Here is an 18,335-nt window from a genome sequence, read left to right on the forward strand (position 1 = left end):
CGATCCGTTACCGGTCGGCGTCCTGCGGCTGAGGCTCGGCAGCGCCTTCGACGGCCTGGTCGGGCAGCAGCTTCTCGGCGTCGCGGATGGCGGGGGTGAGAAAGCCGTACACGGCGAGGAGAACCGCAGCGGCTCCGGACAGGACGTACAGCACGGCGATGCCGGTGCCCGGCCCGGTTCCGGTGATGGGTCCGAAGATCGCGGCCAGCACACCGTCCGACCGCATGGCGGGTTCGAGGAGGTGGTCGGCGAGGAGGCCCGCGGAGATGTACGCGATCGGCAGCGCGACGTTCTCGGCCGCCTGCTGGGCGGCGAAGACACGACCCTGCAGGGCGCGTGGCACCTTCGCCTGCCAGATCGTCTGGTTGTAGCCGTCGATGAACGGAATGGCGCCCCAGCCGAGGGCCAGCGCGATCGACCAGATCAGGACGCTGTCGAAGCCGAACAGCATCCGGCCGGGGATGGCGAGGACGAGGACCCCGATGAGCATCCGGCGCACCATGTGCGGCGTCGGCTTGAGCGTCGCGAGCCAGATGCCCGCCACGGTGCCACCGATCGCGCCCACCACCTGCACGATGCCGACGGCGTTGCTGTCGTTGCCCGTCCTGGCAAGGATCATCGGCGCGAACAGGACCCAGCCGACCGCGGAGAGGAAGCTGATGGAGAAGGTGATGAACAGCAGCCCGCGCAGCGAGGGACGGGCGGCGATGTAGCCGAACGCCATGGTCGTGTCGCGCAGGAAGCCGGGCTTGTCCGTGGTCTCGTCGCGCGGCGGCAGCGGGGGTAGCGCGACGGCGAACATGACGGCGGTGGCGATCAGGCAGGCCACGACCTGGATGGCCAGAATGGGCTCGACACCGACGGTCGCCATGAGCGGGGCGGCGATGGCGGGCGCGAAGATGGCGGGTGCGGCGCGCAGCATTCCTATCATCGCGTTGGCGCGCGTCCAGCCCTCCTTCCTGACCATTCCGGTGATCGTCGCGGTGTAGGCCGGGACCTGGAACGACAGAAATGCCCCGGTCGCGAAGTTCACCACGTAGATGAGCCACAGGTCGACGTGACCGAACAGGTAGACGGCCAGCAGGATGGCGGTGGCCACGGCGGTTCCGACGTCGGCGGCGACGATGGTGACGCGGCGGCTCCACCGGTCGACCAGGGCGCCGGCGATGGGGGAGAACAGGATCGTCGAGCCGAACGCGACGAACGCGAGCAGCGTGACGGCGGTGGCGGACTCGGTCTTCTGCCACAACCAGATCCCGATGGCGAACGTCGTCATCCGGGTGCCCACCGCGGAAAGCATCTGTCCGATCCACAACACGCTGAACCCGGTGAAACCCGAAACACGCCGCACGGATAACCCCAATCCCTCGATCGCCGTCAGTCGTGACCAAGCAGCCCGCCGGCCTGGTCAGGCGTGCGTTCTCGCCGCCGGATCCGGTCCTGCGAGTTCGTGCCGCCAGCCGTGCCGGTCGGGGACACGCCCGCGCTGGACGCCGACCAGCGCCGTGCGCAACCGAGCCGCCGCCGGTCCCGGCCGGCCGTCGCCGATCCGGAACTCACCCGACTCCGCCGCCACGTGCCCGACCGGGGTGATGACCGCCGCGGTGCCGCAGGCGAATGCCTCGGTCATCGCGTGGCTCGCGCAGTCGGCCCGCCACTGCGCCAGTGACAACATCCGCTCTTCGACGGTCATCCCCAGTTCGGTGGCCAGCGTCAGCACCGAGGACCGGGTGATGCCGGGCAGCAGGGTCCCGGACAGCGGCGGGGTGACCAGGTGGTCGCCGTAGCCGAAGAAGATGTTCATGCCCCCCATCTCCTCGACCCAGGTGTGCTCGGCCGCGTCGAGCCACACCACCTGCCGGCAGCCGTGCTCGACGGCCTCCACCTGCGCGACGAAGCCGCCCGCGTAGTTCCCGGCGCACTTGGCCTCGCCGGTGCCACCGCGCGCGGCGCGGGCGTAGCGGGTGCTCGCCCACACCGACACCGGCGGCGCGCCCTCGCCGAAGAACGTCTCGGTGACCATGGCCAGGACGAGCAGCCGATACCGCGTGCCAGGCCGCAACGCGAGGCTCGGGTCGGTGGCGTACAGGATCGGCCGCAGGTACAGGCTCTTCGTGTCGTCCTCGGGAACCCAGCGTCGATCGGCCGCCACGAGCTCGGCCAGCGCGTCCAGGAACAGCTCGACCGGCGGCTCGGGCATGGCCAGCCGGGTGGCGGAGCGCTGGAACCGGCGCGCGTGGTCGACGGCCCGGAACGCGGCGACCGAACCGTCGGGCTGGCGGTACGCCTTCAGACCCTCGAAAACGACCTGGCCGTAGTGCAGCCCGACCATCGCCGGGTCGATGAGCATCGGCGCGTACGGCACGATCTCAGCCTGATGCCATCCCTGTTCCGCCGACCACTGAACCGAAACCATGTGTTCGGTCAGCACTTCTCCGAACGCCGGCCGAACCACCCGCGCGGCCAGTTCCGCGTCGGAGATCCGCTTTTCCGCCGGCACGACCGTCCTGGTCCATTCCAGTGATCGCGTCGCCGTCATCACTCACACCATCGGCGCGAAGAAGAAGGTGTCCCGCCGCGCGAACAATCCGTCGTCGGCGAGGGTGAAGAAGTCCGCGAACCGCAGACTCACCTGGCGGCCGTCCTTGAGCACCCCGGTGAACTCCCCGTGGACGGCGACCCCGTCCCCTTCCGCGGTCACCTGGCTCAACGTGTGCCGACCGGACTCGATCACCCGCTGACCCCGGTAGAACTCCGCCATCGCCGCGCGCCCCTCCATCGGCGAATAGCCGGGCCGGTGGTAGACGGCGTCCGGAGCGAAGAGCTCAAGCAGCTCTCCCGTGTTTCCTGTGTCGACGCACTCGTAATATCTGCGCACCTGATCCACATTTGCCATGCGAACTCTCTCCCCATTCGCGGCTCGACGCGGGCAGACGTTACGCGCGCGGCATTAACGTCCCGCTGTACGCCGAAATGGGTTGGCGGCGTCGCGTCCGACGCCGCCGACGTGGTGGAGGAGAGTCCTAGCTGACGGTGTTCATGAGGTCCAGCGCGCTGTGCTGACGGGCGGCGTCACTGCGCTGGAACGGGCCTGCCCACGGCTGGTCGTACGCGTCGGCGCTGGAGCGGTCCCGCGCGTAGGCGGTGTCGGCCTGGCGCCGCAGATACGAGGTGTACGGGCGGTCTGCCAGTGCCCTGTTCAGCGCGGACAGGCCTCGGACGTAGATGCCTTTGAAGGACGGGACATCCCCGCCACCGCCGTTGTCGAACAGGATGCCACCGGGATTGAGGAAGCTGCTGCTGGTCGAGGCGTCGGCGAGGGTGCGTGCCTTGGCGAGCAGGCTCGTGTCGCCGGTGGCCCGGTACAGCTCGGTCAGCGCGGCGAGCGGAACGCCCTGGTTGTAGCTCCACGGTGTGAAGTTGTTGTTGGCGCAGGTGGCTGTGGTCAGGCCGTCGTTGACCAGGTTGGCACTGTTGATCATCTTGCTGTTCACGAACCAGGTCCAGCCCGCCCTGGCGCGCTGGAGGTAGGTGGTGTCGCCGGGGATTCTGTTGTGCAGGGCGGCATTGAGCTGGACGTACAGGGAGTTGGTGATCGCGTTCTTGTAGTTCCTGCTCGAGCTCCACCACACGCCGCCTCCGCACACCGAGTCCCAGAACCGGAAGATGTGGTCCGCGCCGGCCCGGGCGGTGTTCAGGTATCTGCTGTCCCCGGTCAGGTCGTAGGCGGCCAGCCACGCCAGGCCCCACCAGGCGACGTCGTCGTTGTAGTCGTTGATGAAGTTGCCCTGCCAGGCCAGTCGATTGAGGTCGTAGGTGCGGGCGATGGCGTAGCGGTAGCTGTTCATCCCGGTCACCCGGATGTTGTCGATGATCGCGGTGAGGGCGTTGGCCGAGTTCCACCACCCTGTCGTGTCGAACAGGCCGTTGCCGAGGTTGTAGCGCTCCATCATCGCCGTGGCCGCGGCGGTACGACGTTCGCCGGCGTTCCACGTCGTGCGATACCAGCTGGTGCACGCGATCGTGGACGACCCGGCAGGGCGTCCACAGGCTCGCAGCAGACCGACACCGAGATTGGCCCAGTCGTCCACGTTGAACATCATCGTGCGCCAGTCGCCGAAGCCCGCCGGGACCGCCGTGTTCCCGAGCCTTGATCCCGAACCCCAGCTGACGCCGGCGTCGAACGATCGGTCCAGCCACACCTCGTCTCCCTGCCGGGCAACGGAGATCACGGCCCAGCCCATCGCGTCGGGATCGTCGAAACGCAGCGAGATCTGACGTCCTTCGACAGCGACGGTCTGGGTCAGGCGCTGCGCGGGCGCGAGTGCGGGATCACGGGCGTCGCAGTACTTGTTGCAGATGACTGCTGCCGCGGCGGGCGCGGTGCTTCCCGTCGACGGCGGCCCACCGGTGGGCGGTTGTGTGCTGGTGCCGGGCCGGTAGGCGGAGCGCCGTGCACTGAGGGGTAGAGCGGGATCGCGGTCGTCGCAGTAGTTGTCGCAGTCCACGACCGACTGGTTCGGTGCCGCCGCAGCGGCCGTCGACTCGGACTCGGACGGCAGGGCCACGACGACGGTGGACATCATCAGGGACACGAGAAGAGCAGCTCTCAGCATGAGACCTCCCGGTGCAGGGTGGGCGGCCCGACAATTCGTGAGAGCGCTCTCAAAATCTGAGGCTAGGGTTCGGGTGATTCCGTCGTCAACGCTTTCGGCTGGTCAGGTTTTTGTCATATCGTGGCGCCCTGGGGGGACGGCACCACTCCAGGAATGCGGCCCGGCCGTGCCGCGACCGGGGGAGCGATGACACGCTCTTCATCGCGAGGCAGGAAGCCTGATCTCCGCGATCACGCCACCCTCGGCCCGATCGGTCAATCGCACCGAACCGCCGTGCAGCTGGGCCACCCAGCGCACGATCGCGAGCCCGATGCCGTGCCCTGTCCCGGAGCGGGACCGCCCGAGGCCCGGCCCGTTGTCCACAACGGACACCGCGCCCGCGGTCACCGACACCTCGACGTCCCCTCCGCCGTGCCGCATCGCGTTGTCGACGAGGTTGCGGACGGCCTGGGCGAACAGTTCGGGATCGCCGTGCACGACCACGGGTTCGGCCGTCAGCCGGACGCTGCCGGGTGCCAGCTCGTCGATCACCTGCTCCACGAGCTGGTCGAGCCGCAGCGGGGTGCGTTCGATCTCCTGAGTCCCGCCCCTGACCCGCGCGCGGGTGAGAAGCCCGGTGACGAGATGGCCCAGCCGGTCCACCTGTCGCCGCACCTCGGCGGAGCCGGCCACCAGGCGCAGGGTGGCGAGCGGGGTGCGCAGTTCGTGGGCCGCCTCGGCGAGGAACTGCTCCTGCTCGGTGAGGCTGCGCACCGCCGGCCGCATGCTGAGCTTCGACAGGAGGTGCCCGGCGGCGGCCGCGACCAGCACCAGAGCCAGGCAGCCGATCCACAGCCAGCGGACGAGGACGGCGTGGCCTTCCCCGGCGGGTCCGGCGGCGACGAGCACGATCGCGCCGATCCGGCTCTCGTCCCACACCGGTGCGGCCGCGAGGCGGCCATCAGGACCTCCGGTCAGCACGACGTCCTCCGCGCCGAGCACCTGCTCGATCGTCGCGGGGTCCGCCACCGGCTTGCGTCCGCGTTCGTAGCGAGGCTCCCAGCCGCGTTCGGACCGTGCGACGACCAGGACACCCTCGGCGTCGCGCGCCAGGTAGTCCTCGCCCAGCGGTTCGAGATGCAGTGTGCCGTTCAGGTAGTAGACGGCCCTGGACAAGCCGGTCGCCTGCCGGTTGATCTCGGCATCGGCCGCGTCCGACCGCGACCTCTGGTCGATCACGCCCGCCAGGATCGCCAGCACTGCCAAGCACACCGCGGTCGTGAGCGTGAACAACGCGGTCAACTGCCAGCGCAGCCGGCGAAGGCGGCTCACTCAGTCGCGCCGACGATGAAACCGGCACCGCGCACGGTGGCGACGAACGGCGGCTCACCGAGCTTGCGCCGCAGCTGGGTCACGACGACGTCGACCACATTGGACATCGGCTCCGCCATCTCGTCCCAGCAGTGTTCGATGAACTCCGACCGCGACACGACGTGTCCCGCCCTGGTGAGCAACAGCTCCAGCACGGCGAACTCCTTGCTGGTCAAGGACAACAGCACGCCGTCACGCCGGACGCGCCGGCGGGGGAGGTCCATCTCCACCCCGAGCAGGCGCAGCACCGTCTCGCGCGGCGGCTCCGCCCGCCGGCACAGCGCGCCCACGCGCACCACCAGCTCGTCCATCGCGAAGGGCTTGCCCAGGTAGTCGTCGGCCCCGTCGGCGAACCCGGCGATCCGGTCCGGCACCGCGTCCAGCGCGGTCAGCACCAGCACCGGGGTCCGCTCGTGCCGCGACCGCCAGCCCCGCAACAGGCCGAGCCCGTCACCGTCGGGCAATCCCCGGTCCAGCACCACGCAGTCGTAGGTGTGCACCGAGTGTTTGAGGTCCGCGTCGGCCAGACCGGCCGCCCAGTCCACGGCGAAACCGCCCGCACGCAACCCGGACACCACCGCCTGCCCCAGCTCGTGGTCGTCCTCGACGAGCAGCACCCGCACGATGGGCGAGGGTACACACCCGCGCCCACCCGCGCCGACCGGCGATTCACCCGTTCAACTAACGCCCGTGTCCTTTCCCGAACTGACCAGACCGGACAGAGGCATCGAAGGATTGAAACGTTCTATCGATGGCTCACCTGGCCGCGAGAGTGAAGGCGAGCAACGCGGTCGAGGTGAAGTCGATCGCGACCTCCGCGCTCGCCCAGGCACCCGCGTGGTCGAGGAACCGCGCGCCCCTCCCGTCGAACTCGGCGTGAGGATTGCCGCCGTCCTCGGGACAGGCGCGCAGCGTCGGGAACGTGTTCAGCTCGTCGAAGTGCTTGGCCGCGTTGGGGCCGTTGACCACGGCCCCGACGGGGACCTCGCCGGTCAGGTTCGCCACCTGGTGTGAAGCGCAGCGCAGAGACGTCGTGCCGGCACCGATGACGAACGAGACGCCCCACGGGTTGGCGCCGAGCACCCAGTTGCGTTGCCGTGTCAGGAACTCGTCGAAACTGGTGTCCCCGGTCAGCTTCCGGTTGAGCAGTGCGGTGATCATCAGTCCGAACGTGTGCGGCACGGCGTCCCAGTCCCAGTAGGCGACGCCGGAGGCGAACCGGTCCTGGCCGGCGAGCGCGACCGCGTCCTGCAGGGGCCTGCGCACGTCGTCGATCAGCTGTTGCCGCCGTGAGTCGCCGACCAGACCTGCCAGGTCGGCGTGGGCCATCGCGCTCACGTCGGCGATGCCGGGCGAGCCGCGGCTGCCGGAGTCCACGTACCGGGCCGCCCACTGGTCGGCTTCGGCCGTCCAGCCGCCTTCCCTCGGGTCACCCAGCGCACGGGCCGCCAGCGCGAGTTCGGTCGCGCCGAACTCCAGGTCGTCGAGCCACGAGCTCTCCGGGTAGTACTCCGGCGGGTAGGCGGTGACGAGCGCGCCGGGGTCGTGGTCCGCGCGGGCGTAGATCTCCGCGGCGATCCGCAGCTGCTCGGCCGCGTTGGTGCGGTCGTGCTCGGCGTTGAGCTGAGCGGACAGCGCGAACACGGCGGCGACGCGACCGGCCAGGTTCGGGCTGATCGGCGCGCCCGGCTGGTTGGCGGGGAACACCGGCCGGTGCTTGATGTGGTGGTCGACCGAACCGGGCGGCGCGTCCAGCCGGTCGTCGTCCTCGGGCAGGCGCCACACGTCGTGGTCCGTGCGCACGGTCTCGTTGCCGACGCCGATGCCGACCTGGGCGTACAGCACGTCGCCGGTCCACATCTTGCGCAGCCACTCGACGCCGTGCCGGGCCTCGGCGGCGAGCTCCGTGTCGCCGCTGCCATCGCGTTGCGCCAGCAGGAGTTGCGCCGTCGCGTAGGAGGTGGTGTGGGTGAACTTCAGGAAGTCGCCCGCGTCGAACCAGCCGCCCTCGACGTCGACCGGCCCGCCGATGCGGGTGAGCGCCGGGTCGAGCAGCCTGTAGGCCTCCATGTCGATGCGCGGCGGGGCGTAGACGTTCGCGGACCGGTCGGCGAGGTGAGAGGGCTTGCGGCGCAACAGGCTGCCGTCGACGTTCGCTCCGTCGCGCTGAGAGCGGAAGAACCGCACGTTGCCGGCTGCGAGCCCGCCGAACAGCTCCTGGCGCGTGCCCACCCGGAACTCGGGGGACTTCCCGGTGACGGCACCGCTGACCTCGACCCGGTACCGGCCCGGTGTGGTGAGGTCCGACAGGTCGAGCACGCTCACCGCGCGGTATTTGGCGTTCCACGAGCCAGTGGACGCGCCGGTCGTACCGCTCAGCACCGTCTCTCCCGACTCGTCGACGACCCGGAACCACGCTCCGGAGGACGATCGCTGCGACACGACGTAGGCGTGTTTCCTCTCGTCCGCCGTGTAGCCGACCTGATCGACCCTGACCAGGGCGAACCGGGCGTCGGCGCCCGCGGCCGGCGCGCACGCGCTGACGCCGAGGAGCACCACCGTCGCGATCACTGGGATTCTCATGGCAGGAGGGTGAGTCCCCGTCTATGAGGAAATCATGAGGCCGGCGGAGCGCGCTCGCCTGCTGACCCACCACGTGTAGGCCAGCGTGGCGACGGTGCCGGGCAGGATCTGCGCCGCGGTGTAGTCGCCGCTCTGGCTCAGGTCCGGGGCGCCCTGCGTGGTCGCCAGGAGCAGGCCGACGGCGTTGTTGACGACGTGCAGGGCGATCGCGGCCTCGAGCCCGCCGGTGCGGATCGTCAGCCAGCACAGGGCGAACGAGAACACCGTGAGGTCGATGATCACCAGCGGGTCGGTGTAGTCGTGCAGTGACACGAACAGGGCGGTCGTGAGCACCATGGCGGGCCACGGGGATCGCGTCCACGAGGAGATCGCCTGGAACAGCCAGCCCCGGCACAGGTACTCCTCCGCGGCGGCCTGGAGTGGGACGACCAGCACGATCACGAGGGCGAACTGCGCCCAGGAGCCCCAACCCGGCCACTTGGCGGCCTGCCAGCCGTCCTGGACGAGTCCGACGAGCAGCACCGTGCCGATGGCGAGAACCGCCCAGCGCGCGCAGTCGAGCTGCCACCTCCACCGCAGCCCTCCGGTGACGCTGGACAGCGTTCCCGGCGGCCTGCGCCCGGCCCAGCGCACCGTGAGGAGGAGAGCGGGCAGCATCACCGCCACGACGCCGAACCCGAAGGCGAGGTCGAACACCGGATCGGCGAACCCGTCGTCCTTGCCCGCGATGCCGGCCAGGGAGGCGATCCCGTGGGCCAGCAGCACGAACGCCGCCAGGAACACCCCGAGCAGCACCGCGAAGAGCAGCACCTCGGTCAGCGGACGCCACCAGCGGTACCCGGCGCCGCGGCCGAGCAGGTGGTACGGCGCCGCGGTGCGGACCTGGTCCGGTGCTGTGTGCATGGCTGCCCCTCGCTGTGCCGAATCCGTCCCGGCCGACACTAGGAACACCAGGTGTTTCGCCGCGTGCCCCGATCGGCCACGAGCGGCGAGCCGACTGGCCATGATGGACGGTCCGTTCGGGCTGCCGCGCCCGTGAGAGCGCGGCCAAAGTTGCCGCCGGGTCCCGGTTCGCATCTTGACCGACTTCGTCCGAGAGCCATAGTCTCCTACCCACCAACGATTGAAACGTTTCAATCGCCCGGTCGCCGCAGACACACCGGGAGGTGTTCCATGCGCGTGCCATCACGTCGTGCGGCCATAGCCGCGAGCGCGTTGCTGCTGCTGGGTCTGGTGAGCGCTCCTTCGTCCGCCGCACCGCCGGGTCCGCGGGCCCTGCCGGACGCGCTGGCCGCGGTGGCGGCACCGCCGGGCGCGATCGAGGCGCTGAACCTCTCGCCCACGTCCCGGACCGTGCGACCGGCCGGCGTGCAGGGCACCTCCGGTTCGGTGGCCAACCCGCAGAACGTCCTGTCGGGAGCGCCGACCCGGATCTCCGGGACGAACTCGTCGATCACGCTGGACTTCGGCAAGGAGGTCGGCGGGATCGCGACGCTGTCGTTCGGCGGCACCAGCGGGGGACAGCGGGTCGGGCTCGCGTTCAGCGAGTCCTCCCAGTACATCGGCCGGGCGAGCGACGCCAGCAGCGGTGACAAGCCCGACGGCGCGATCTACGGCAACGCCACGACCAACGGCACGTACGTCATGCCCGCGGCGAGGCTGCGCGGCGGGTTCCGCTACCTGACGATCTTCCTCAGCACGTCGGGCTGGGTGGACCTCACCGGTGTCTCGCTGAACTTCACGGCGGCGCCGGGCAAGGCGAACCCCGCCGCGTACGCGAACTACTTCTACTCCAGCGACAACCTGCTCAACCGGATCTGGTACGCCGGTGCGTACACCGTGCAGACCAACGTCATCGCGTCGAACCAGGGCAGGGTCTGGCCTCCGCCACCGTCCGAATGGGACAACAGCGCGGTCGTCGGCGTGGGAAACAGCGTGCTGGTCGACGGCGCGAAGCGGGACAGGACCGTGTGGCCGGGTGACCTCGGCATCGCGGTTCCGACGGCGTACGCGTCGATGCACGAGCTGGAGTCGACCCGCAACGCACTGTCCACGATGTACGGAGTGCAGGACGCGAGCGGCGAGATCCCGTGGTCCGGCCCGCCGTTCAACCTCAAGGGCTCGGACACCTATCACACGTGGACCCTGCTGGGGACGTCGTTGTACTACACCTATTCCGCCGACCGGGCCTGGCTCGACTCGGTCTGGGAGAACTACACGCGCGGGATGCGGTTCATCATCGCCAAGATCGGCGGCAGCGGCCTGCTCAACGTCACTCGCACCCAGGACTGGGCGCGCAGCGGCCAGGGCGGGGAGAACATCCAGGCGAACGCGTTGCTCTACGCCGCACTGACTGCGGGCGCCACCCTCGCCACGGTCAAGGGCGACACCGCGCTCGCTGCCGGCTACTCCAGCCGGGCCGCCGCGCTCAAGTCCGCCGCGAACTCCCGGCTGTGGGACACGAACGCGGGACTCTACCGCGACAACCCGTCGAGCAACCTGCATCCGCAGGACGGCAACTCGCTGGCGGTCTGGTACGGCCTGACCGACTCGGCGGCGAAGGCCAGGACCATCGTCGACAGCCTCCGCACCCGGTGGAACGCTTTCGGTGCGACGACGCCGGAGTGGGGCGGCGGCGTGCATCCCTTCACCGGCGGCATGGAGGTGCACGCACGCTTCACCGCCAACGACGACATGACCGCCCTCGCCCAGATCCGCCGCACGTGGGGCTACATGCTCGACAGCCCGATCGGCACCAAGAGCACCTTCTGGGAGGGCATCAACGCCGACGGCAGCCTCGCCTACGGCGGGTCGTTCATGAGCCTCGCGCACGGCTGGTCGAGCGGCCCGACCTCGGCGCTGACGTTCAACGTGCTCGGCACCGCTCCCGAGCCGCAGGTGGGTCAGTACCGGTTCGTCCCGCATCCGGGTGACCTCACCAGCGCGGAGGGCCGCCTCACCCTGCCGCAGGGAGCACTGGAGGCCGCCTGGACCCGCAACCCGGCAGCGGGCACGTACACCGCCCGGCTCACCAGCCCCGGCGGCACGACCGGGCGGATCGGCGTGCCGAAGCTCACCGGCACGAACATCACCGTGTCGGTCAACGGTTCGGTGGTGTGGAGCAACGGAACGTTCACCCCACGACCGGGCATCGGTGGTGGAACACAGGACGCCGACTACGTCTACCTCACCGGAGTGACCCCGGGAACCTACGACGTCACGGCGTCCGGGCTCGGCAACCCCGCTCCGCCGCAACCCCCTGCCGCGGCGGGACTCCCGGCCGGTTACACCCACTGCGCGGCCGAAGCGGGCCGGTGCGAGTTCAGCGGCACCCGCAGCGTGGCCTACGGCGCGGGCAACTACACGTTCAAGACCGCGACGTCGGCGACCGACTGCACGAACGACGCGTTCGGCGGCGACCCGGCGCAGAATCTGGTCAAAGCCTGTTACGTGGCCCCGCTCGGCGGTCCCGCCGGATACACAGCCTGCGCGAGCGAGGGCGGCAACTGCAATTTCACCGGATACGGCCGGACAGTCGCCTACGGCGCGAACGGAGCGTTCGTGCAGAGGGTGTTCACGGCGAGCACTCAGTGCACGAACGGGGTGTTCGGCGACCCGATCGCCAACGTGGCCAAGAGTTGCTATCTCGCGCCGGACGGGCCACCTGCCGGCTGGACCCGGTGCGCGGGTGAAGGCGGAACCTGCCCGGCCGTCGCCGGTCAGCCGGTTGCCTACGGTGGCTTCGGCTCGTTCCGGTACGTCACCGCGTCCGGGAATCTCGCGTGTTCGAACGCCGCGTTCGGCGGAGATCCGCTGCCCGGTGAGTCGAAGGCCTGCTACACGCGCGACGGGAGCCCGCCCGGCTATGGCACCTCGTGCGCCCAGGAAGGCGGGACGTGCGGGTTCTCCGGGCAGCGCACCGTCGCGTTCGGGGCCCGGGGTGCGTTCGTCTACCGCACGTTCGCCGGTGGAACACCCTGCACCACAACGGCTTTCGGTCTCGATCCGCTGAACGGCGTGCCGAAGACCTGTTACCTGACCCCGTAGCCGTCAGCGTGAGACGTGGGTGGGAATCGGCCCGTGGCGAAAGCCGCGGGCCGATCATCGAGGACTACGCGCGGCGATCTCGTCGGCGAAGGCCACGAGCGCGGCGTCGTCCAGGGCGCGGCCGAGGCGCTCAGACCAGCGGTCCCCGAGCACGGCCAGCGCGTGATCCCGTGCGGCGGCCACGAACGGCGTGATCTTCTTGCGTCGCAGGCGGTCCGCCGATCCCAGCAGCACAGCGGCCGACCCGGGATCGCGGGTGCAGAGGTACCGGGCGTGCAGGGTCAGGGCCTCCGCGACCGAGTCGCGGTCACGGGTCGTGTGGCTCAGCGAGATCCGCATGGCCTCTGCCAGCTCCCGCCACGCCGTCGCGTCGCGGAGCGCGTGCCGCACCACGCTCGCCCGCAGGTGGACGGTGGCCTCGACGCGGTCGTTCCCGTTCTCCCCGACGGTGTCCGCGAGCAGGCGGTCGGCGCGGTGCACGCAGGCGGCGGCCGCCGCCGGATCCTGGTCCAGCAGCGCCAGTGCGGCGGTGGTCTCGGCGAGAGCGGCCAGCAGGGTGTGGCCGCCCTCGGTGAGCAGGCGGACGGACTCGGCGGCCCGGCTGACGGTGGTCTCCAGGGCACCGACGTCCAGAGCCAGCAGCGCGAGGTTGAACAGCGTGCGACCCAGTTCGAACGGTCCTGCGCCCGCTCGGCGTTTCGCCGCCAGCGCCGCCTCCAGCTGACGGATCGCCTGCTGCGGGCGCCCGATCTCGGCGAGCGCCGACGAGAGGTTGTTGAGCACGCGGCCGAGCGTCGCGTCGTCGCCGGAGAGGCGGGCGACGGCCAGCGCCTGGCGCAGGTGCGCCAGGGCGGCGCCGGGGTTGCCCCGCTCCACCGCGACCATGCCGAGCAGGCTCAGACCGGCGGTTCGCGTGCTGTGGTCGTCGTCCGCCGCCACGGCCAGCGCACGCTCCGCCGACTCGCCCGCCGCGTCCAGGTCGCCGCGCAACGCCGCCAGCTGGCCCGACCTGATCAGCAAAGGCGGGATCCCGCCCGTGCCCACCTGGCGCAGCAGCTCCGCGCCTTCACCGAGCCGTCCGGTGGCCTCGTAGAACCGGGTCAGCGCCATCGCCGCGGCCGCGTCGAGCCGCGTGGGGTCCTCGGCCGCCGCCCAGCGCACCGCGGCCCGGATGTTGGCCGCGTCGAGGGCACCGAACGTCGAACCGGCGCGCAACCGGTCGAGGTAGTGCGAGGCGATCCGGGCGTCGGGGGAGTCGAGCTGCTCGGCGGCCAGTTCGGCGACGGTGTCCGGCAGCGTGTAGCGCGACGTGTCGCCGTCCGGGGTGAGCCGGACCAGGTTGATGTCGACCAGTTCGGTCAGCTCCGGCAACGGTTGTCCGAGCAGCGTTTCGAGGTCTTCCAGGCGGACGCCGCCGTGGAAACCGCCCAGGAAGCGGAACGTGGTGCGCGCTTCGGCGGTCACCAGGTCCAGCGTGGCCTCGATCGCCGCGCGCAGCGAACGGTGCCGGGCGGGCAGGTCGCGCGGCCCGTCGGTGAGGTAGCGCAACCGGTGCGTGAGGCGCGTGGCCAGGTCCGCCGGGCTCATCAGCCGCACCCAGCCCGCCGCCAGTTCGATCGCCAGCGGCAGGTGCTCGACCTTCTGGCAGATGGCGTGCACCGCGTCGTCGGCGAACTCCAGCCCGGCTCGTCGCACGAACAGCGCTGCCGCCGCCTCACGGGGCAAGCCGCTCAACGCGAGCACGTGTTCGTCGCGCACCCGCAGCGGCCGCTGGCTCGTGACCACGACGGTCAGGCCGGGGCAGCGGCGCGGCAGCGCGGCGAGTTCCGCCGCGGCGTCCACCAGTTGCTCGAACCGGTCGACCACCAGCACCACCCGCCGGTCGCGCAGGTGCGCGGCCACCCGGTCCGGCGGCGCCAGCCGGGACGGACCACAGCCCAGCGCGTCTGCCACTAGATCACCGACCAGCGCCACATCGCTGACGGCGGACAGGTCGAGCGTGCACACCACCAGATCGGTGCGCCCGCCGAGCAACGCGGCCAGTTCGGCGGCGAGGCGCGACTTGCCGGCGCCCGCGGGGCCGGTGATCGAGACGAGCCGGTGCCGTGCCCGCAGCACCAAATCCAGCAACGACCGCAGCTCGTCGTTCCGCCCGACCAGGCCGTCCGTGCTGACAGGCGCCGAGGGGGCCGACGGCGTCGAAGGACGTGCCGCGGCGAGGAACGCGGTCAGGTCGTCGCCGGTCAGCTTCAGCGCCGTGGCCATCAGCCGCGCCGACTGCGCTCGCGGAACCCTCCTGCCCTGCTCCAGGTCCCGCAACGCGCGGTCACTGATCCCACTGAGTCGCGCGAGCTCGACCTGGCTCAGCCCGGCGGCGGCCCGGTGACGGCGCAGCAGTTCGGCGAACGCGGACACCGGGCCGACCGTATCGGAAGTTCACCGGAAACTCCGGCGGTTTCACTGGCTTCCGCCCGGACCGGGCAGTCATCGTCGGTGCCGGACGTCGGGGGACATGTCCACGATTTCGTTGGGAGGACGGAATTGTCGTACTCATCAAGACGGGTGGTGCTCACCCTCGCCCTAGCTGCGCTCGCTGCCGCGGGGCTGGCCACACCCGCGACGGCGGCACAGGGCGAGATCCGCGTGGGCGCGGGGGCGAAGACCATCGCGGGCCGATACATCGTGGTGCTCAAGGAGAACGCGGACGCGACCGACATCGTCACCAAGAACGGTGGCGGTGAGGTGCGGGAGACCTGGCGGCACGCGCTCAAGGGGTTCGCGCTCGGGGCCGACGAGACCACGGCCAGGCGGATCGCGGCGGACCCGCGCGTCGCCTACGTCGAACAGGACGCCGAGATCACCGCGGACGCGACCCAGCCGACGCCGTCGGCGTTGTGGGGCCTCGACCGGCTCGACCAGATCACGGGCCGGTCCAACGGCCAGTACGTCTCCGCCGGTTCCGGTGCCCGCGACGTGCGCGCGTACGTGATCGACACCGGTATCCGCACGACGCACACGGACTTCGGCGGCCGCGCGAGCTGGGGCACGAACACCACCGGCGACAACAACAACACCGACTGCAACGGCCACGGCACCCACGTGGCGGGCACCATCGGCGGCGCCACGCACGGCGTCGCGAAGTCCGTGCGGCTGGTGGCGGTGAAGGTCCTCAACTGCTTCGGTTCGGGCACCACCGCCGGTGTCATCAGCGGTGTCAACTGGGTGACCCAGAACGCCGTGCGCCCGGCCGTGGCGAACATGAGCCTCGGCGGCGGCGCCAGTGCGACGCTGGACGCGGCGGTCGAAGCCTCGATCGCGGCGGGCATCACGTACACGGTCGCCGCGGGCAACTCGAACGTAGACGCCTGCCAGACCTCGCCGGCCCGCGCGCCGAACGCGATCACCGTCGGTGCCACCGACCGCAACGACGTGCGACCGACGAACTGGAGCAGCGGCGGCAGCAACTTTGGCAGCTGCGTGGACGTCTTCGCCCCCGGCGACGACATCACCTCGCTGTCGAACACCAGCGACACCGCCACCAGGTCGCTCAGCGGAACGTCGATGGCCGCGCCGCACGCCGCCGGTGTCGCCGCGCTGTACCTGCAGCGCAACGCGAACGCCTCGCCGACCACCGTCTGGTTCGAGATGGCGTTCGTCGAGTCCACAAAGGACGTCGTGGTGAACGCGGGCACCGGCTCGCCGAACCTGCTGCTCAACTCCCGCTACACCTTCGGCGGGCCGGACGGCGACTACAACGACGACCAGCGCACGGACACCACCGTGTGGCGTCCGTCGACGGGCCAGTGGTTCGTGCGCAACCAGTTCACCCAGCAATGGGGCCAGCAGGGCGACGTGCCGGTGCCGGGCGACTACAACGGCGACGGCGTGTCCGACGTGGCGGTGTGGCGTCCGTCCACCGGGCAGTGGTTCGTGAACGGCCAGTTCACCGTCGCGTGGGGTCAGCAGGGCGACGTCCCGGTGCAGGGCGACTACAACGGCGACCAGATCACCGACGTCGCGGTGTGGCGTCCGTCGACCGGGCAGTGGTTCGTGCGCAACCAGTTCACCCAGCAATGGGGCCAGCAGGGCGACATCCCGGTGCCCGCCGACTACGACGGCGACGGCGCGGTGCAGGCCGCCGTGTGGCGTCCGTCCACCGGGACCTGGCACTACATCGGTGTTTTCGGCATCGTCGTCTCCGTCCCATGGGGACAGAGCGGTGACGTTCCCGTGGTGGGCGACTACAACGGTGACGGCGGTTTCGACCTGACGGTGTGGCGTCCGTCGACCGGTGAGTGGCACGTGCACGGCGTCAGCTCGACGCAGTGGGGTCAGCAGGGCGACATCCCGGTACCCGGCGACTACAACGGTGACGGGGTGGGTGACCTGGCGGTCTGGCGCCCGTCGACCGGGCAGTGGTTCGTGCGCAACCAGTTCGCCGTCGCGTGGGGCGTGCAGGGGGACAAACCCCTGGCGTCCTGACGACAGAGCCGGGGCCGCCTTCCTCGCGAAGGCGGCCCCGGCCGTCATGGGCTTGTCCGCGCGGAGAACGGTGTCGTCGAAGGAGTCCGCGGTGTCAGGAGAACTGCTGGACGCCGATGACTTCCAGCAGGCGGAGCTGATCGACGGCGTGGCTTCCCGGTGTGGCGACGAAGAACTGCAGCCTTTGGTGACCGTCTTCGCTGAACAGGTTCTGGCACTGGACGTCGACGACTCCGAGTTCGGAGTGGACGATCCGTTTGCGCTCGCCGCGGCGGACCGCGACGTCACCGGTGTCCCACAACGCCGCGAACTCGTCACTGGCCTGCCGAAGGCGCGTGACCATCGCGGCCGCCGCACCGCCGGGGGCGTGCCGGGCGACGGCGGCGCGGAGGTCGGACACCAGGACCTTCGAGTGGTGCGGGTGGTCGTCCTCGGGGTAGATCGCGCGGACGGCGGGGTCGGTGAACCACTGGGACAGGAAGCTCTCGCTGGTCGCCGGGCCGAGCAGCGCGGTGGCGAGCCGGTTCTGCACCAGGGTTTCGTGCAGGTCGGTGATGATGCGCGCCGGTGTGCCGTCGAGCCGGTCGAGCAGCGCGAGCATCGCCGGCGCCACGTGGGCCGAGACGCCGTGTGCCGGTGGCACGGGCCTGCCCGCCAGCTGGAACAGGTGCTCGCGTTCGTCGGAGTCGAGGCGTACCGCCCTGGCCAGCGCGGTGAGCATCTGCGCCGACGGCTGTGCGCCGCGGCCGCGTTCGAGCTCGATGTAGTAGTCGACCGACGCTCCGGCGAGCTGGGCGACCTCGTCACGGCGCAGTCCGGGCACGCGACGTCGTGAACCGGTCGGCAGGCCCACCTCGGCGGGTGTGATGCGGGCACGCCGCGACTGCAGGAACAGGCCGAGCTCAACGAGATCCACATCCTCAGTATCGCCGCAGGCCGCCACCTCAGCCAGGGGACGCCATCCCCTGGGTCAGCGGCAACTGGTTACCGGCTTGGCGGCTCGAAATGCTGACCTCACAACGAAGAAGAGGAGCACGACATGCCGTTCGCCAACCTGAAGGTCCCCGCGGGCACGCTGTCCGCCGAGCAGAAGCAGACCCTCGTGGAGAAGGTCACCGACCTCTACGCCGACACCTTCGGCGACGCCGTCCGCGACAACACGATGGTCCTCGTCGACGAGGTCGTCGACGGCGGCTGGGGGATCCGCGGCGAGGTCCTCACCCTCGCCAAGCTCCAGCAGGGATGATCGTGACGGCG

General features: G+C 70.5%; 13 protein-coding genes. 3 read left to right on the forward strand and 10 right to left on the reverse strand.

Annotation, left to right across the window (positions count from 1 at the left end):
* Nucleotides 1-7: 7 nt before the first annotated feature.
* The 8 genes from BM417_RS35935 to BM417_RS35970 form a co-directional block, all read right to left on the reverse strand.
* Nucleotides 8-1,351, reverse strand: coding sequence for an MFS transporter (locus tag BM417_RS35935; RefSeq protein ID WP_093603742.1), 1,344 nt, complete (start codon nt 1,349-1,351; stop codon nt 8-10).
* Nucleotides 1,352-1,408: 57 nt separating this feature from the next.
* The gene (locus BM417_RS35940) at nt 1,409-2,539 is read right to left on the reverse strand and encodes a branched-chain amino acid aminotransferase (protein ID WP_093603924.1); all 1,131 of its coding nucleotides are present in this window, start codon (nt 2,537-2,539) and stop codon (nt 1,409-1,411) included.
* Between the two features lie 3 nt (nt 2,540-2,542).
* Nucleotides 2,543-2,896 carry a nuclear transport factor 2 family protein gene (locus BM417_RS35945; RefSeq protein ID WP_093603744.1) on the reverse strand — a complete coding sequence of 118 codons (354 nt, stop codon included), beginning with the start codon at nt 2,894-2,896 and terminating at the stop codon, nt 2,543-2,545.
* A 127-nt stretch (nt 2,897-3,023) separates the two neighbouring features.
* Nucleotides 3,024-4,616, reverse strand: coding sequence for a glycoside hydrolase family 76 protein (locus BM417_RS35950; protein WP_245822425.1), 1,593 nt, complete (start codon nt 4,614-4,616; stop codon nt 3,024-3,026).
* A gap of 198 nt (nt 4,617-4,814) precedes the next feature.
* Nucleotides 4,815-5,927: a sensor histidine kinase gene (locus BM417_RS35955; protein WP_093603746.1), complete on the reverse strand. Its 1,113-nt coding sequence runs from the start codon at nt 5,925-5,927 to the stop codon at nt 4,815-4,817.
* Nucleotides 5,924-6,589 (reverse strand): response regulator transcription factor, encoded by a 666-nt coding sequence (locus BM417_RS35960; RefSeq protein ID WP_093603748.1) that lies wholly within the window; start codon nt 6,587-6,589, stop codon nt 5,924-5,926. Before BM417_RS35960 ends, BM417_RS35955 begins: the two co-directional genes overlap by 4 nt.
* Nucleotides 6,590-6,722: 133 nt before the next feature.
* Nucleotides 6,723-8,549, reverse strand: a complete 1,827-nt coding sequence (locus BM417_RS35965; RefSeq protein ID WP_093603750.1) for a glycoside hydrolase family 9 protein — start codon at nt 8,547-8,549, stop codon at nt 6,723-6,725.
* 21 nt (nt 8,550-8,570) lie between these two features.
* Nucleotides 8,571-9,452, reverse strand: a complete 882-nt coding sequence (locus tag BM417_RS35970) for a CPBP family intramembrane glutamic endopeptidase (RefSeq protein ID WP_177320786.1) — start codon at nt 9,450-9,452, stop codon at nt 8,571-8,573.
* A gap of 270 nt (nt 9,453-9,722) precedes the next feature.
* Between BM417_RS35970 and BM417_RS35975 the strand changes: the two genes are divergently transcribed.
* On the forward strand, nt 9,723-12,596 hold the full coding sequence (locus tag BM417_RS35975) for an alpha-L-rhamnosidase-related protein (RefSeq protein WP_093603754.1): 2,874 nt from the start codon (nt 9,723-9,725) through the stop codon (nt 12,594-12,596).
* Nucleotides 12,597-12,650: 54 nt separating this feature from the next.
* Here the strand turns inward: BM417_RS35975 and BM417_RS35980 are convergent, their stop codons facing one another.
* A complete protein-coding gene (locus BM417_RS35980; RefSeq protein WP_093603756.1) occupies nt 12,651-15,011 on the reverse strand; it encodes an ATP-binding protein in 2,361 nt (786 codons plus the stop codon).
* A 150-nt stretch (nt 15,012-15,161) separates the two neighbouring features.
* Here BM417_RS35980 and BM417_RS48785 point away from each other — a divergent pair, with 150 nt between their 5' ends.
* Complete coding sequence (locus BM417_RS48785) at nt 15,162-17,078, forward strand: S8 family serine peptidase (RefSeq protein WP_218164670.1); 1,917 nt, start codon at nt 15,162-15,164, stop codon at nt 17,076-17,078.
* Nucleotides 17,079-17,172: 94 nt separating this feature from the next.
* Here BM417_RS48785 and BM417_RS35990 read toward each other — a convergent pair whose 3' ends face one another.
* On the reverse strand, nt 17,173-17,994 hold the full coding sequence (locus BM417_RS35990) for a helix-turn-helix transcriptional regulator (RefSeq protein ID WP_093603758.1): 822 nt from the start codon (nt 17,992-17,994) through the stop codon (nt 17,173-17,175).
* A 123-nt stretch (nt 17,995-18,117) separates the two neighbouring features.
* Between BM417_RS35990 and BM417_RS35995 the strand changes: the two genes are divergently transcribed.
* On the forward strand, nt 18,118-18,324 hold the full coding sequence (locus tag BM417_RS35995) for a tautomerase family protein (RefSeq protein WP_093603760.1): 207 nt from the start codon (nt 18,118-18,120) through the stop codon (nt 18,322-18,324).
* Nucleotides 18,325-18,335: the final 11 nt, after the last annotated feature.

Source organism: Lentzea waywayandensis (assembly GCF_900115955.1).
GTDB lineage: Bacteria > Actinomycetota > Actinomycetes > Mycobacteriales > Pseudonocardiaceae > Lentzea > Lentzea waywayandensis.